Genomic DNA, 15,484 nt, shown 5'->3' with positions numbered 1-15,484 from the left:
CAAATATTTGCCGTCTTTAACTAAATGATATATAATTGACAAATATAAATTAGGAAGGTTTTTTGTTTTTATGACTACATTAGCTGAAAAATTCAGATTGAAAAGAAAAGAGTTGAGACTCTCCCAACAAACTCTTGCAGAAGGAATTTGTGAACAAAGCCAGATTAGTAAAATTGAGAGAGGGCATTTCATTCCCTCCGCAGACCTTTTGTTCAAACTCTCACAACGACTTGAAGTCCCTTTGGATTACTTTTTCAATGAACAAATTGAAATTAAATCTAACCTCTCTAATTTCAAGCAATTATCTGCTCGACTATTAGATGACAGAAATTATGACGATTTGGAATATATTTATAGAATAGAGATTGAACGAAGTACTTTTCTAACACTAGAAGACCGAACTTACCTTGAATGGATTAAAGCTATTATTGACTTCTATCAATATGACAGTAAGTGTGAGGCTATTTCTTCATTGGAAAATATATTATTAAAAGTCTCCTCAAATACTCTGATTTATTTAAAGGCATTGAATACTCTATCTAATTTCTATTCCTTAGTGGGTCGTGAACAAGAATATGAGGCAAACTACTCTCATTTGATGGAGTTATATCAGACAAAAAATTTTGAGCATCAAGAGTTTTTATTTGGCTACATCAGAGTTCGTTACAACTACGCTCACTACCTAGTATCAAAGGAAAAATATAACGAAGCCATCCAAGAAGCTCTTGAGACGATTGAACTCTGTAAACAAAGACAGACAAGCTACCAACTGGCTCCTCTACTTATTCTTGTAGGAAATGCTGGAGCCAAATTTCTAGACAAAGAACAAGTCAAAAATTATTATATAGAAGCAAAAGAGTTATGTAAGATTTATAACAATCCTTTAATGTTGATGAAGATAGAAAATTATTTGAAGGAATTAGATACTGTTTAGTTAATCTTGACATTATAGTTTTTCTGAAACGTTAAATAACCTGTAAGGCTGATAGTGAAATGAATACTATCAGCCTTATTTCAAATTTATATTCTTCCAAAATCTCTTCAAACCACATCAGTTCTATCTGCAACCTCAAAACAGTGTTTCGAGCAATTCCTAGTTTTCATTGAGTATTAGTCTCTGGTGTTTGTTTAGCGTCTAAAAGAGTCATTTGAGAAGATTGAAAACAGTTCTCTCTTTTCTCCTAGTATAATGATTGGTAGGAAGGGAGAGAAAAGATGAAATCAATGAGAATCTTATTTTTGTTAGCTTTAATTCAAATCAGTTTGAGTAGCTGTTTCCTATGGAAAGAATGCATCTTGTCCTTTAAACAAAGTACAGCTTTTTTCATCGGAAGTATGGTCTTTGTTTCAGGAATCTGTGCTGGAGTAAATTATCTTTATACCCGTAAGCAAGAAGTCCATAGTGTCCTAGCCAGTAAGCAGTCAGTGAAGCTTTTTTACAGTATCCTGCTCTTAATTAATTTGTTAGGAGCTGTTCTTGTCCTGTCAGATAACTTGTTCATCAAAAATACGTTGCAGCAAGAATTAGTTGACTTTTTATTGCCATCCTTCTTTTTCCTATTTGGACTAGATTTGCTGATTTTTTTACCCTTGAAAAAATACATGCGCGATTTGCTTGCTATGCTAGACAGAAAAAAGACAGTGTTGGTGACTATTTTAGCAACACTTCTCTTCTTAAGAAATCCAATGACCATTGTCTCTCTTCTGATTTATATTGGACTGGGTTTGTTTTTTGCAGCCTATCTTGTCCCAAATTCGGTTAAGAAGGAAGTTTCCTTTTATGGTCATATTTTCCGAGATCTTGTATTGGTCATTGCTACGCTCATTTTCTTTTAGAGAAAGCTTGTTTTTATGGATGTTATGATGGTAAGTTTAGCAGGAAAATAGACACAAAAGAAAAGTTTTTGGTATAATAAGAGTATGTACACAAAAAATGAAGAAGAGTTGCAAGCCTTAGGGGAGCGTTTGGGTCATCTATTAGAAAAGAATGATGTTTTAATCTTAACTGGAGAACTGGGTGCAGGTAAAACGACCTTTACTAAAGGACTTGCAAAAGGATTGCAGATTTCTCAAATGATTAAAAGTCCCACCTATACTATCGTAAGAGAGTATGAAGGTCGTCTTCCGCTTTTCCATTTAGATGTTTATCGTATTGAAGGAGATGCGGATTCTATTGATTTGGATGAATTTCTCTTTGGTGGCGGAGTGACTGTTATTGAGTGGGGTAATCTCTTAGGAGATGCCTTGCCAGATACTTATTTAGAGTTGGAAATTCTAAAAGAAGAAGACGGTCGCCGTTTAAATTTTCAGGCAAAGGGTTTGCGTGCTGAGAAATTGTTAGGGGAGCTTCAATATGGAGTATGAATTGCTCATTAGGGAAGCAGAGCCCAAAGATGCAGCTGAATTAGTGGCCTTTTTAAATCGTGTGAGTTTGGAGACAGATTTTACCAGCCTAGACGGAGATGGTATTCTCTTGACCAGTGAGGAGATGGAAATATTCCTCAACAAGCAAGCTAGTTCGGACAATCAGATAACCTTACTTGCATTCTTAAATGATAAAATTGCTGGTATTGTAAATATTACAGCTGACCAGCGAAAGAGAGTCCGTCATATTGGAGATCTCTTCATTGTGATTGGTAAGAAATATTGGAATAATGTATTGGGAAGTTTGTTGCTAGAAGAAGCGATAGAGTGGGCACAAGCAAGTGGCATTCTGCGTCGTCTCCAACTGACTGTCCAAACTCGTAATCAAGCTGCAGTTCATCTTTATCAAAAGCATGGCTTTGTCATTGAAGGTCGCCAAGAGCGTGGAGCATATATAGAAGAAGGGAAATTTATCGATGTTTACTTGATGGGTAAACTGATCGATTAGTAGAAATATGGTTAAAAAAATTATTGGAATGGTGCTAGCTTTACTTTCTGTAACTGTAGTAGGAGCAGGTATTTTTGCTTATACTATTTATCAACAAGGGACAGAAACCTTAGCTAAAACCTATAAAAAAATCGGCGAAGAAACCAAGGTTATTGAAGCGACTGAACCTCTAACCATTCTGTTAATGGGAGTGGACACCGGAAATGCTGAACGAACTGAAACTTGGGTCGGTAGAAGTGATAGCATGATCTTGATGACAGTGAATCCTAAAACGAAAAAAACAACGATGATGAGTTTAGAGCGGGATATTCTGACCCGCATTGAATCAGGGAATGGTCAGGCTCATGAAGCGAAACTGAATTCAGCATATGCAGATGGTGGAGCAGAGCTTGCTATAGAAACCATTCAAAAAATGATGAATATCCATATTGATCGCTATGTGATGGTCAATATGAAAGGGTTGCAAAAACTAGTGGATGCAGTAGGTGGTATTACAGTCAATAATACCCTAGGTTTCCCAATTTCTATCAGTGACCAAGAAGAATTTAATACCATTTCTATCGGTGTTGGGGAGCAACATATTGGGGGAGAAGAAGCCCTAGTCTATGCACGAATGCGTTACCAAGATCCTGAGGGAGATTATGGTCGTCAAAAACGTCAACGTGAAGTTATTCAAAAAGTCATGGAAAAAGCTCTCAGTTTAAATAGCGTTGGTCATTATCAAGAGATTCTAAAAGCTTTGAGTGACAATATGCAGACCAATATTGATTTGTCTGCAAAAAGTATCCCTAACTTGCTAGGCTATAAAGATTCATTTAAAACCATTGAAACTCAGCAGTTGCAGGGTGAAGGAGAGATGCTTCAAGGTGTTTCTTACCAGATTGTTTCGAGAGCCCATATGTTGGAAATGCAAAATCTACTCCGACGTTCTTTGGGACAAGAAGAAGTCACTCAGCTTGAAACCAATGCGGTCTTATTTGAGGATTTATTTGGCAGAGCACCTGTTGGTGATGAAGATAATTAACTTTTGATACAAATAAAAAATCAATCGTAGGAAATTTCCTGCGATTTTTTCAAAAAAATACGAATAGATAGGTAGGAGGAAACATGAAAGCAGAAATCATTGCTGTTGGAACAGAGATTTTGACAGGACAGATTGTCAACACCAATGCTCAGTTTTTGTCGGAAAAACTAGCTGAGATTGGAGTAGACGTATATTTTCAGACGGCTGTAGGAGACAATGAAGCTCGTCTCTTGTCTTTACTTGAGATTGCCAGTCAACGTAGCGGTCTGGTGATTTTGACAGGTGGTTTGGGGCCAACTGAGGACGATTTGACCAAACAAACTCTGGCTAAATTTTTAGGGAAAGAATTAGTCTTCGATCCTCAGGCGCAGGAGAAGTTGGATGTCTTTTTTACCCAGAGACCAGACTATGCCCGAACACCGAATAACGAAAGACAAGCTCAAATTGTAGAAGGAGCGACTCCACTGCCAAACGAAACAGGACTGGCTGTGGGAGGAATATTGGAAGTCGATGGAGTGACCTACGTTGTCCTTCCAGGTCCACCAAGTGAATTGAAGCCTATGGTTTTAAACCAACTTCTACCTAAGTTGATGACAGGGAGCAAGTTGTATTCCCGAGTTCTTCGTTTCTTTGGGGTTGGCGAGAGCCAGCTGGTGACGATTTTGGCTGATTTAATTGCTAATCAAACAGATCCTACCTTGGCACCTTATGCCAAGACAGGAGAAGTCACTCTGCGTCTGTCAACAAAGGCTAGCAGTCAAGAAGAGGCGAATCAAGCGCTGGATATTTTGGAACATCAAATCTTGGATCGCCAGACCTTTGAAGGACTTTCTTTACGAGACCTTTGTTATGGTTATGGGGAAGAAACTAGTTTAGCCAGCATTGTGGTAGAAGAACTGAAAAAACAAGAGAAAACCATCACGGCTGCAGAGAGCTTGACGGCAGGTCTTTTCCAAGCTAGGGTAGCGGATTTTTCGGGAGTTTCAGGTATATTTAAGGGTGGTTTTGTGACCTATAGCTTGGAGGAAAAATCAAAAATGTTGGATATTCCTGTCAAGGATTTAGAAGAACAGGGTGTGGTGTCTGAATTTACAGCTCAAAAGATGGCTGAGCAGGCACGAATCAAGACCCAGTCTGATTTTGGCCTTAGTTTGACTGGAGTGGCAGGACCAGATAGTCTAGAAGGGCACCCAGCTGGGACAGTCTTCATAGGCTTGGCTCAGGAGCAAGGAACTGAGGTTATCAAGGTGAATATTGGCGGCAGAAGCCGAGCAGATGTACGTCACATTGCAGTTATGCATGCCTTTAACCTAGTTCGCAAGGCTTTATTAAGTAACTAACTTTTGATATAATAGTAGATAGGTCTAAGGACCATTAGAATGTAGGAGAATAGAATGGCGAAAAAACCAAAAAAATTAGATGAAATTTCAAAAAAATTCGGGGCTGAACGTGAAAAAGCCTTGAATGATGCTCTTAAATTGATTGAGAAAGATTTCGGTAAAGGATCAATCATGCGTTTGGGTGAACGTGCAGAGCAAAAGGTGCAAGTGATGAGCTCAGGTTCTTTGGCTCTTGACATTGCCCTTGGTTCAGGTGGTTATCCTAAGGGACGTATCATTGAAATCTATGGGCCAGAGTCATCTGGTAAGACAACGGTTGCCCTTCATGCAGTTGCGCAAGCGCAAAAAGAAGGTGGGATTGCAGCCTTTATCGATGCGGAACATGCCCTCGATCCAGCTTATGCTGCGGCCCTTGGTGTCAATATTGACGAATTGCTCTTGTCCCAACCAGACTCAGGAGAGCAAGGTCTTGAGATTGCAGGAAAATTGATTGACTCAGGAGCCGTGGATCTTGTCGTAGTCGACTCAGTTGCTGCCCTTGTACCTCGTGCGGAAATTGATGGAGATATCGGAGATAGCCACGTTGGTTTGCAGGCTCGTATGATGAGCCAGGCTATGCGTAAACTTGGTGCTTCTATCAATAAAACCAAAACAATTGCCATCTTTATCAACCAATTGCGTGAAAAAGTCGGGGTTATGTTTGGAAATCCAGAAACAACTCCTGGTGGGCGTGCTCTGAAATTCTACGCATCAGTCCGTTTGGATGTTCGTGGAAGTACGCAAATCAAGGGAACTGGTGACCAAAAAGATACCAATGTCGGTAAAGAAACTAAAATCAAAGTCGTAAAAAACAAGGTGGCTCCACCATTTAAGGAAGCCTTCGTTGAAATCATGTACGGAGAAGGGATTTCTAAGACTGGTGAACTCTTAAAAATCGCAAGCGATTTGGACATCATCAAAAAAGCAGGAGCTTGGTACTCTTACAAGGATGAGAAAATCGGGCAAGGTTCTGAGAATGCTAAGAAATACTTAGCAGAGCACCCAGAAATCTTTGATGAAATTGATAAGCAAGTCCGTTCTAAATTTGGCTTGATTGATGGAGAAGAAGCTTCTGTAGAAGGTGTTGAAACTAAAAAAGATGAAGCAGTTCAAGCAGATTCTGTAAATGAAGAAGTTACACTTGACCTAGGCGACGAACTTGAAATCGAAATTGAAGAATAAGCTGTTAAAGTAGTGGAGAAATCCACTGCTTTTTCGATTCTTTGTTCAAGATTTCAGATTGCCTATAGTTTGCTGTTTCTTGTCGCTCCTCTAGAAAGCTGATATAATAGCCTTATGAAAAAAAAACGAACAGTGGACCTGATACATGGTCCGATTCTTCCCTCGCTCTTAAGCTTCGCCTTCCCAATCTTGCTATCAAATATTTTTCAACAGCTCTATAACACTGCTGATGTCTTGATTGTTGGGCGATTTCTGGGTCAAGAATCCTTGGCTGCAGTAGGGGCGACGACAGCGATTTTTGACCTGATTGTAGGTTTTACTCTTGGTGTTGGCAATGGCATGGGAATTGTCATTGCCCGTTATTATGGAGCTCGGAATTTCACTAAAATCAAGGAAGCAGTAGCAGCCACCTGGATTTTAGGTGCGCTTTTGAGTATTTTAGTTATGTTGCTGGGATTTGTCGGTCTGTATCCACTCTTGCAATACCTAGATACCCCTGCAGAAATTCTTCCCCAGTCCTATCAATATATTTCTATGATTGTAACTTGTGTAGGTGTCAGCTTTGCTTATAATCTTTTTGCAGGCTTGTTGCGGTCTATTGGGGACAGCCTAGCTGCGCTTGGTTTTCTGATTTTCTCTGCTCTGGTTAATGTGGTTCTGGATCTCTATTTTATTACGCAATTGCATCTTGGAGTTCAATCGGCGGGACTTGCTACCATCATTTCGCAAGGTTTATCAGCGGTTCTCTGCTTTTATTATATCCGTAAGAGTGTGCCAGAACTTTTGCCTCAACTCAAGCATTTCAAATGGGACAAGGCCTTGTATGCGGATCTTTTGGAGCAAGGTTTGGCTATGGGCTTGATGAGTTCAATTGTATCTATAGGCAGTGTGATTTTACAGTCTTCTGTCAATATTTTTGGAGCCGTGATTATTAGTGCTCAAACGGCGGCGCGACGCATTATGGCTTTCGCCCTTCTTCCCATGACCGCTATTTCCGCTTCGATGACGACCTTTGCTTCTCAGAATCTAGGAGCTAAGCGCCCAGACCGCATTGTTCAAGGTCTTCGAATCGGCAGTCGTTTAAGTATGTCCTGGGCAGTGTTTGTTTGTGTCTTCCTCTTTTTTGCCAGTCCAGCCTTGGTTTCCTTCTTGGCTAGTTCGACAGATGGTTACTTGATAGAAAATGGAAGTCTCTATCTGCAAATCAGTTCAGCCTTTTATCCTATTTTGAGTCTCTTGTTGATTTATCGCAATTGTTTGCAGGGCTTGGGGCAAAAAGTCCTTCCTCTAGTTTCTAGTTTTATCGAACTAATCGGGAAAATCGCTTTTGTGGTTTTGATTATCCCTTGGGCAGGCTATAAGGGAGTTATTCTTTGTGAACCCCTCATCTGGGTTGCCATGACAGTTCAACTGTACTTTTCGCTTTTCCGTCACCCCTTGATAAAAGAAGGTAAGGCCATCTTGGCAACCAAAGTGCTCTCCTAGCTGTATTTGCTAATAAAATCCATTTCCTCTGGTGAAAATCGAAAAAACTTGTGCTGTCATCTTTAGTTTGGTCTTGAAAATAGTTTAACAGACTTTTGACTTCTTTTATATGATATAATAAAGTATAGTATTTATGAAAAGGACATATAGAGACTGTAAAAATATACTTTTGAAAAGCTTTTTAGTCTGGGGTGTTATTGTAGATAGAATGCAGACCTTGTCAGTCCTATTTACAGTGTCAAAATAGTGCGTTTTGAAGTTCTATCTACAAGCCTAATCGTGACTAGGATTGTCTTCTTTGTAAGGTAGAAATAAAGGAGTTTCTGGTTCTGGATTGTAAAAAATAAGTTGTTTTAATTGATAAGGAGTAGAATATGGAAATTGATGTGAGTAAATTAAGAACAGATTTGCCTCAAGTCGGCGTGCAACCATATAGGCAAGTCCATGCCCATTCCACAGGCAACCGTAACTCAACGGTGCAAAATGAGGCTGACTACCATTACAGAAAAGATCCTGAATTGGGCTTCTTTTCTCACGTAGTCGGTAATGGTCGTGTTATGCAGGTAGGACCTGTTGATAATGGTGCCTGGGACGTTGGGGGCGGTTGGAATGCAGAAGGTTATGCACAAGTTGAACTGATTGAAAGCCATGAATCAAAAGAAGAGTTTCTGATTGACTATCGTCTCTATATCGAACTCTTGCGCAATCTAGCGGATGAAGCTGGTATACCTAAAACGCTTGATACTGCTGATTTAGCAGGTATCAAGACACATGAATATTGCACCAATAACCAACCTGACAACAACTCAGATCATGTTGACCCTTATCCTTATCTTGCAAGCTGGGGCATTAGTCGTGAGCAATTCAAGCAGGATATTGAAAACGGCTTGACGATTGAAGCAGGATGGCGACAGAACGATACTGGCACCTGGTATGTACACTCAGATGGTTCTTATCCAAAAGATAAGTTTGAGAAAGTTAATGGTACCTGGTATTACTTTGACGGTTCAGGATATATGCTTGCAGACCGCTGGAAGAAGCACATAGACGGCAACTGGTACTGGTTTGATCAGTCAGGCGAAATGGCGACAGGCTGGAAGAAAATCGCTGAGAAGTGGTACTATTTCGATGGAGAAGGTGCTATGAAAACAGGCTGGATTAAATACAAGGAGACTTGGTACTATCTTGATAGTCAAAATGGGGACATGGTTTCCAATGCCTTTGTCAAATCAAATGATGGCTGGTATTACCTTAAAGAGGATGGTACGATAGCAGAAAAACCAGAATTTACAGTCGAGCCTGAAGGCTTGATAACAGTAAAATAATAATGGAATGTCTTTCAAAGCAGAACAGCGCATATTATTAGGTCTTGAAAAAGCTTAATAGTATGCGTTTTCTTGTGGAGATATTTCCTTCAATTTTTGCTACTATATTAAATAAAAATCAAAAAGCAAATTAGAAAGTTATGCTCAAATAAAATCTAAATTTGACAATGTAAACCGAGTCGATGGCTTTAAGTACTGTTTTGAGGTTGAAGATACGATTGTTGATAGGAACTCATCAAATAAGTTTAATATCATCAATTTTGGATTTTTAAGCAACATCAATAAATTGCTTCCTTGTTTTGTCATATTTTTTTTATTTAAAAAATTGACTTTATGACAAGAGTGTGCTATTCTTTTTATGAGAGGTGTATGAATATGATAAATGTATGTGATGTTGGAAAAAGAATAAAAGAACTTAGAATATCTTCAAATCTTACTCAAGATAAGATTGCTGAATATTTGTCTTTGAATCAAAGCATGATTGCCAAAATGGAAAAAGGCGAAAGGAATATCACGTCGGATGTTATTGAGAAACTATCTGCTCTATTTTGCTGTACGGTTGAATATCTTTTGTTTGGCGAACAAGCTGAACAACAGTGTGTCATATCGTTTAGAAAAAATAAAATAGTAGACCAAGATCTTAAAGTTTTAGCGAAAATCAATAAAATTGTATTGAATCAATTTGAGATAGATCAGCTATTGGAGACAAAATAAATGATTGATAAAATGGATTTAAGTAATAAAGCTTCAAATCTTAGAAAAAAGTTGGGAGCTGATGGTGAAGCGCCGATAGATATTTTTAAATTGGTACAAAAGATAGAAAATTTGACGCTGGTATTTTATGGACTCGGAAAGAATATTAGCGGAGTCTGTTATAAAGGAACTCAGTCCAGTCTCATTGTAATCAATTCAGACATGTCATTAGGAAGGCAAAGATTTTCTTTAGCACATGAACTGTATCATCTTTATTATGATGAGGTGAAGAAGAGTTCAGTCAGTCTTATCTTGATTGGTGAAGGAGATGAAACTGAAAGAAAAGCGGATCAGTTTGCTTCTTATTTTTTAATTTCCCCATCTTCACTGTATAGGATGGTTGAGGAAATAAGAGAAAATGCCAATAGAACTCATCTTGAAGTAGAAGATATTATAAAATTAGGTCAGTTTTATGGTATCAGTCATAAAGCTATGTTATATAGATTGCGGAATGATGGATACCTTGACGCAGAAGAAATTAAAAATATGGATATTAGTGTTATAGAGACAGCTTCAAGATTAGGCTATGATACAAGTTTATATCGTCCTTTGTCAGAAAGTAAAAAGGAAATGGTATTAGGACACTATATTAAATCGACTGAACAACTTTTAGAAAATAACAGAATTTCACAAGGGAAGTATGAGGAACTGCTACTAGATGCTTTCAGATATGATATTGTATATGGGCTAGATGAAGAGGGGGAGTTGTCGTTTGACTAGTCGTGTATTTATTGATACAGATTGTATTTCAGCATTTTTATGGGTTGGCACTGAATATCTTTTAGAAAAGCTCTATTCGGGTAAAATTGTTATTCCACAAGAGGTGTATGATGAAATCAATATACCTACAATTCCCCACTTAAAATCTAGGATAGACCAGTTAGTAGCTAAGGGTTCGGCTGAGATTGTGAGCATAGACATTGGAACTGAAGAATACGCATTATATAGAGATTTAACAAGAAATCATGATAGTAACAAGGTTATTGGTAAGGGAGAAGCAGCTTCTATTTCCTTAGCGAAAAAGCATAATGGGATATTAGGAAGTAATAACCTAAGAGATGTTAAACCATATGTAGAAGAATTTTCTTTAGAACATATGACGACAGGAGATATACTGGTTGAAGCGTTTAAAGCGCAATTTATTACTGAACAAGAGGGCAATCATATCTGGAATAATATGCTTAAAAAGAGAAGGAAAATTGGGGCGGATTCTTTTTCAGACTATCTTCGTGGAAGTGTTCATCAAAATAGACAAAAATAAATTTGGATAAATCGAACTCACTATTCAGGAGGCATATGAGCACTTCGAAGAAGAAAAGTGTCAAATTGAGCCTATAGGAGTATAAATGTAATCGTAAGTCCTGCATAGTGGATGAGAAAAAGCTGTCCTTAAAGTTTCCCTGAACTATCAGTCGCATGTCAAACGATATGTAGGGTAATGTGAGAAGGGATAGCGAGTAGTTTTTGGTTATTTTATCAAAAAACTTGTATTTTATCATACTGAATGATAAAATACAAGAAAAATAGTAGAATAAAGGAAAGCTTTTCTAAAATGTGTATCTCCCCACAGGATTCGTTCTTGTGGGATTTTTTTCGTTAAAGAAAGCGATAAATATTGACTTTTTTAAAGAAAGATGTCATAATTAAGTTGGAAAAAACGTAAAAGTATCACTTTTCTCGTTATCCCGACTCCCAAAACGTCGTTAAACCGCTCGGCAATCCATGGAGACATGGACACATAGTAGTAAGCACGCTATGTGGCTTGGCAGAGCTAAAAACTGTTCCCTTGCGATAAGCCTAATAAGCACAACATAGGGAGTTAGAGAAGCCGACTCTAATCATCCACTTTGGGCAGTAGTGAGAACTGCCCCGTGCTTTTTTTATTTTGAGAAAATATGGAGTTTGTCGTTGAAATTACTTGATTGTATTTTAGATTATCAAGAGAAATTCGATGGAAAACATGTCAAGTATCAACGAATTATAAGCATTTAGAGACTTTCGAAGTAGATTTTTGCTTGACTGATTTACATCACTTATTTGGCTTGCACAAAATCACACGAGATTATGCTAGTCAAACAATACCTGCTATTCAAGCTGGTGTTTTTATTTTGGAAGAATATAAAAATAATCCCATGTACAACGATGTTATAGAAAGGATATCTTTGTATAGTTTTATCGGTGATATCTTCTATTCTAAGATAACAAGTTGTTGTATCCTAGCCAAAGATTTATCTAAAAACACTATGAAGTTGGACGTCATATTTTTTGAAGATAGAAACAAAAGATCCGCAATTTTAGGTTTACGAAGAGATAAAGGTGGAATGTTTAAACCGGTTACTCTACATTTTACAAGCGCTAAGAAATATGCTAAAGTTCGTAAAACAGATGTGAAAGAAATTAAATGGTTATAAAAAAACTTTTCGCAGGCTTCGGCTTGCGTTTTTTTGTTTGATAAAATTAAAAAAATGTGCAAAAATAAGTAGAATTGAAAACAGGAAAAAACACCTCCTTTCGATTCGCCAAGCCTCTTCGCAAGGCAATGAGGGGGCGGAGAGACGCGCTCGTCAACAGAAGTATCTCATTGGAAATGTTGCTCACTTTTTTAGTGAGCTTTTTATTTAAGGAATAGGAATGAAAAATAAGAAGTTAAAATTATACTCAATGAAAATCTCTTCAAACCACGTCAACGTCGCCTTGCCGTAGGTATCTTACTGACCAAGCTATGATGGACTTAAATAGGTGGTTTGGAGCGTCCTAGCGGCGAGGAAATGCTGATCATAGTCCTTTGCTGAGGATAGGGTGTAACACTCAACTGTTGACCTAATTGATAGGAAGGGAATTACTATAAAATGCTCAGGCTTCTATCATATATTTTGAAATACTTGTGCAATCAAAATGTAACAATATTGTAATATTGGTATAGAAGATGTCTAACATATATAAATGTAGTATAACTCTTGTATCTTTGTTAAAAAATAGGCTGTATCAAAAGGTTTTATATGTCTATGCATATATATATATAGTGTCGCTTTTCCCTTGTCTTTCCTGACTCTATCTTGTCAGCGAGGGGGTTGATTTGTATGTCAGAAGTGTTAGTATAGAGTTGATATATTATCGTCTGTCGGCTTTTTACGCGCTTTCTAAGCTTGGGGAAGCTCTCAGACGAGGAAAGGATTTACTTATGTTCAAGAAAAAGAATGATGGTAATGGAGAGAAAATTTTCCGTTATTCCATTCGTAAATACCATTTTGGGGCTGCTAGTGTTGCGGTTGCGGCTCTGATGTTTTTTGCAAATGGGGTGCAAGCGCAGGCACCTGCAGTATCTTCGGCAACAGCCAGTGATGTAGTTGCTGGATCTGCTGGAACACCAGATAAGGATAAGCAGGAGTCAGATGGGGAAGAGCCAGAGAAGGTCTCTCATACTGAACCGTCGGCTGAGCTCCAGTCTACAGGGGAGTCAAACTCTCCAGAGACTAAAGCCGAGGACGCTAGTAAGGGGCAGGAAACAGCTGGCCTTGCTCCGACCAAACCAGAGACGAAACCAGCTGCTCAAGAAACTTCTCAATCAGAGAGAGTAAAAGAGCAAGACCAGGCTATATCTGCCACTAAAACGACAGAAGCTAAATCACTCCAAGGCAATCTGCAAGCTTTGTTGGCAAAACTAACGCTTAGCTCAATGCAAGAACTTCATGCTGAAGTGGAAGCGCGCCTAGCAGCAGCTAAGGCGGTCTTAGAGAATCCAAAAGCAACGCAAGAGCAGGTTGATGAGCAAGTCAAACTCATGGAAGACCTGACTCGTCGTGTCAATCAAGCCTTGAATCCGTCGTTACCAAGCTCTGCAGTCTTAGAAAAAGCAGGTCTGACAAATCATGGGCTTGCTACTCCAGAAGGAGCTATTTTAACTCCAAAGACAGCTGTTACAAAAGCCCTAGAGGAGAGTCATGTATCATCAACTAATGGAGAAGTCAGCACTCCATCAACTGAACTTTCAAAACCAGAAGTTAGTGATAATCAGAATAAAGATAAATTAAAAACGCTCTCGAAGGATTTATCTACCTATCTGATACAGGCAAATGAAATCACACGTCCTGAGACCAAGAAACTTTTAGAAGGAGTAGAAGAAGTTGTTAAATCAATTGAAGCTAGTGTATTACAACCTCAGTTAACACCAGCTGAAATTGAAGAATTCCTCAAAAAAGGAAAGCAAGCTGAGAGAAAACTTGCCTTAGCACTTACTCGTGAAAACTCTGGTAAACGGGCTGTTATAAACGGAACTAGAATGGCGGAAGGTAGTGACTTTAGAACTAATACGACTGGTCTTAGTACAAAAAGGGCGTATATTGTTCAAAAAGGTGATAGTTCAGACTTGCCTGCTGAGACCTATTTGTATGCATTGAGACGGGGAGCGAACGAAAAACCTCGGGAAGAAAATTTACGAGAAGTGAGAGAGGCTTTGGAGGAAGCTAAGGTTACTGTTACAAACTTAGGTAATGGTAATTTTAAATGGGATTTGAATTTTAATAGTAAACAAAAAACTCACCAAAATGCTTTTTATTGGTTTACTTTACCGACAGGACATGCTATTACAGATACTCTAGCAGTTACTAGAACAGAAGGGGAACATACTAAGTCACGCGTTGTCGGAAAAGGTTCTTTTAATGAAGAATGGGGTAAAAGTATAAAAAATACTCTGGGAGGAGACCTTGCAACTTATGGTCCTGCTAGTGGGCGAAACGGGAATTTTAATCGTAACTTTGGTAGTATTGATGATGTGACACATACTGATTTTATTGCAAAAGGTGGTTCGAATCAGAGGACAGGTGCTAGTCCTACAGATGCTAGGGGGTCTGAGGGGTATTATTACTTAGGACCTACTATGGGTAGATTATATAAATGGCAGAACGGAACAGGAGTTTCCAATGAATTTTACAACAAATCAGAGAAAATTATAGAGGGATTAAAACAGAATACTAATTTATTATATCATTTCACTTTAAACACAGGGAAAGTACAACTTTCTTATATAACCCATACAGACACACCGTATGCCCCAATCTATTATGGAACGGGTATGAGAACGCTTGAGCATAATGAAGCTCTTATGTACTTCATGGTGAGAGGTTTACAAGAAAAGCCGAATGCTCCGACAGTTAACGCTAATAAAGGGACAGTAACAGTAACTCCTTATTCTAATCAAAATAAAGACGTGGATAAGGTAGAACTTACTTATATAGATAAAAATAATAATAGCAAAAAAGTAAACCTAATACGTGATGCTCGAAATGGAACATGGGCTAGTGAAGGGGATGGTGCAGAAGGAATTGAAATCAAAGGAGATTCATTCTCATTAAAAGTAGGGGCTGCTAAGGCAGGTACAAAAGTTAGCGCCAAATCTTACTTTGGGAATAGTGATGCTAGTGATAGTACTACAATGACTGTGCCAATGAAAGAAGCAGATTCAAAT

13 protein-coding genes and 2 pseudogenes are annotated in these 15,484 nt (G+C 38.4%); all 15 read left to right on the top strand.

Annotated elements, in window-relative coordinates; all coding sequences use genetic code 11:
* Window positions 1-70: 70 nt before the first annotated feature.
* Complete coding sequence (locus tag HT725_RS06025; RefSeq protein WP_164226804.1) at window positions 71-934, top strand: helix-turn-helix transcriptional regulator; 864 nt, start codon at window positions 71-73, stop codon at window positions 932-934.
* Between the two features lie 281 nt (window positions 935-1,215).
* A complete protein-coding gene (locus HT725_RS06020) occupies window positions 1,216-1,836 on the top strand; it encodes a hypothetical protein (protein WP_049532500.1) in 621 nt (206 codons plus the stop codon).
* 84 nt (window positions 1,837-1,920) lie between these two features.
* The gene (gene tsaE, locus HT725_RS06015; RefSeq protein WP_173253218.1) at window positions 1,921-2,364 is read left to right on the top strand and encodes a tRNA (adenosine(37)-N6)-threonylcarbamoyltransferase complex ATPase subunit type 1 TsaE; all 444 of its coding nucleotides are present in this window, start codon (window positions 1,921-1,923) and stop codon (window positions 2,362-2,364) included.
* Entirely contained in the window at window positions 2,354-2,872 is a 519-nt protein-coding gene (locus HT725_RS06010; protein ID WP_173253217.1) for a GNAT family N-acetyltransferase, read from the top strand. Before tsaE ends, HT725_RS06010 begins: the two co-directional genes overlap by 11 nt.
* Window positions 2,873-2,879: 7 nt before the next feature.
* Entirely contained in the window at window positions 2,880-3,896 is a 1,017-nt protein-coding gene (locus HT725_RS06005; RefSeq protein ID WP_000239274.1) for an LCP family protein, read from the top strand.
* Window positions 3,897-3,979: 83 nt separating this feature from the next.
* Window positions 3,980-5,236 (top strand): competence/damage-inducible protein A, encoded by a 1,257-nt coding sequence (locus tag HT725_RS06000; protein ID WP_173253216.1) that lies wholly within the window; start codon window positions 3,980-3,982, stop codon window positions 5,234-5,236.
* Window positions 5,237-5,290: 54 nt separating this feature from the next.
* Window positions 5,291-6,457: a recombinase RecA gene (gene recA, locus HT725_RS05995; protein ID WP_173253215.1), complete on the top strand. Its 1,167-nt coding sequence runs from the start codon at window positions 5,291-5,293 to the stop codon at window positions 6,455-6,457.
* Between the two features lie 114 nt (window positions 6,458-6,571).
* Complete coding sequence (locus HT725_RS05990; protein WP_173253214.1) at window positions 6,572-7,942, top strand: MATE family efflux transporter; 1,371 nt, start codon at window positions 6,572-6,574, stop codon at window positions 7,940-7,942.
* A gap of 374 nt (window positions 7,943-8,316) precedes the next feature.
* On the top strand, window positions 8,317-9,267 hold the full coding sequence (locus HT725_RS05985) for an N-acetylmuramoyl-L-alanine amidase family protein (RefSeq protein WP_173253213.1): 951 nt from the start codon (window positions 8,317-8,319) through the stop codon (window positions 9,265-9,267).
* Between the two features lie 369 nt (window positions 9,268-9,636).
* Window positions 9,637-9,981, top strand: a complete 345-nt coding sequence (locus HT725_RS10400; RefSeq protein WP_001056000.1) for a helix-turn-helix transcriptional regulator — start codon at window positions 9,637-9,639, stop codon at window positions 9,979-9,981.
* Between the two features lie 12 nt (window positions 9,982-9,993).
* Entirely contained in the window at window positions 9,994-10,740 is a 747-nt protein-coding gene (locus HT725_RS05975) for an ImmA/IrrE family metallo-endopeptidase (protein ID WP_306291438.1), read from the top strand.
* Window positions 10,733-11,155 (top strand): annotated as a pseudogene (locus HT725_RS05970) (hypothetical protein); the annotation flags it as partial. The gene HT725_RS05975 and the pseudogene HT725_RS05970, both read left to right, overlap by 8 nt.
* Before the next feature lie 773 nt (window positions 11,156-11,928).
* Window positions 11,929-12,146, top strand: a pseudogene (locus HT725_RS10100) (hypothetical protein); the annotation flags it as partial.
* A gap of 6 nt (window positions 12,147-12,152) precedes the next feature.
* Window positions 12,153-12,431 carry a hypothetical protein gene (locus HT725_RS10450; RefSeq protein ID WP_173253242.1) on the top strand — a complete coding sequence of 93 codons (279 nt, stop codon included), beginning with the start codon at window positions 12,153-12,155 and terminating at the stop codon, window positions 12,429-12,431.
* 770 nt (window positions 12,432-13,201) lie between these two features.
* A partial coding sequence (locus tag HT725_RS10240) for a YSIRK-type signal peptide-containing protein (protein ID WP_240149613.1) occupies window positions 13,202-15,484 on the top strand: 2,283 nt, incomplete at its 3' end.

This window comes from Streptococcus sp. 2579 (assembly GCF_013277195.1).
Classification (GTDB): domain Bacteria; phylum Bacillota; class Bacilli; order Lactobacillales; family Streptococcaceae; genus Streptococcus.
The sequence above is the reverse complement of the archived record's forward strand: the minus strand, read 5'-3'. Positions and strand labels throughout refer to the sequence as shown.

Coding starts and splice junctions, on each gene's coding strand:
- HT725_RS06000 (WP_173253216.1), top strand. CDS start 3,980: ATGAAAGCAGAAATCATTGCTGTTGGAACAGAGATTTTGACAGGACAG.
- HT725_RS06010 (WP_173253217.1), top strand. CDS start 2,354: ATGGAGTATGAATTGCTCATTAGGGAAGCAGAGCCCAAAGATGCAGCT.
- HT725_RS06005 (WP_000239274.1), top strand. CDS start 2,880: ATGGTTAAAAAAATTATTGGAATGGTGCTAGCTTTACTTTCTGTAACT.
- HT725_RS05990 (WP_173253214.1), top strand. CDS start 6,572: ATGAAAAAAAAACGAACAGTGGACCTGATACATGGTCCGATTCTTCCC.
- HT725_RS06025 (WP_164226804.1), top strand. CDS start 71: ATGACTACATTAGCTGAAAAATTCAGATTGAAAAGAAAAGAGTTGAGA.
- HT725_RS06020 (WP_049532500.1), top strand. CDS start 1,216: ATGAAATCAATGAGAATCTTATTTTTGTTAGCTTTAATTCAAATCAGT.
- recA (WP_173253215.1), top strand. CDS start 5,291: ATGGCGAAAAAACCAAAAAAATTAGATGAAATTTCAAAAAAATTCGGG.
- tsaE (WP_173253218.1), top strand. CDS start 1,921: ATGTACACAAAAAATGAAGAAGAGTTGCAAGCCTTAGGGGAGCGTTTG.
- HT725_RS10450 (WP_173253242.1), top strand. CDS start 12,153: ATGTACAACGATGTTATAGAAAGGATATCTTTGTATAGTTTTATCGGT.
- HT725_RS05975 (WP_306291438.1), top strand. CDS start 9,994: ATGGATTTAAGTAATAAAGCTTCAAATCTTAGAAAAAAGTTGGGAGCT.
- HT725_RS05985 (WP_173253213.1), top strand. CDS start 8,317: ATGGAAATTGATGTGAGTAAATTAAGAACAGATTTGCCTCAAGTCGGC.
- HT725_RS10400 (WP_001056000.1), top strand. CDS start 9,637: ATGAATATGATAAATGTATGTGATGTTGGAAAAAGAATAAAAGAACTT.